The sequence below is a fragment of the Bacillus sp. SIMBA_031 genome, from assembly GCF_046535225.1.
GTDB classification, from domain to species: Bacteria; Bacillota; Bacilli; order Bacillales; family Bacillaceae; genus Bacillus; species Bacillus velezensis.
Genome location: NZ_JAWRXC010000698.1, coordinates 1 through 234, shown reverse-complemented (window position 1 = coordinate 234; position 234 = coordinate 1). Strand labels below are relative to the sequence as shown.

Here is a 234-nt window from a genome sequence, read left to right as displayed (position 1 = left end):
CCGATGCCGCTGGCAGCGCCGGTGATAATGGCGGCTTTGTGGTTAGACGTCATGCGGGTGATCCTCGCTCAAGGCTTCAACGGGTGGCTTGGCTGCGATCATCAAGAGTCCGGAAACCAAGGTGCCGAGGGCACCGACCCAGAGGGCCGCACTGCCGGTACCGGCGACGGCTGCGATGGCGGTAAAGATCGCGCCACCGATGATGGTTCCGGGCTGGCTCATGGCACCAATGAA

At 63.2% G+C, this 234-nt stretch carries 1 protein-coding gene; it reads right to left on the bottom strand.

The window, feature by feature from the left end; translation table 11 throughout:
- Positions 1–42 precede the first annotated feature (42 nt).
- A partial coding sequence (locus SB724_RS21870; protein ID WP_410573182.1) for a hypothetical protein occupies positions 43–234 on the bottom strand: 192 nt, incomplete at its 5' end.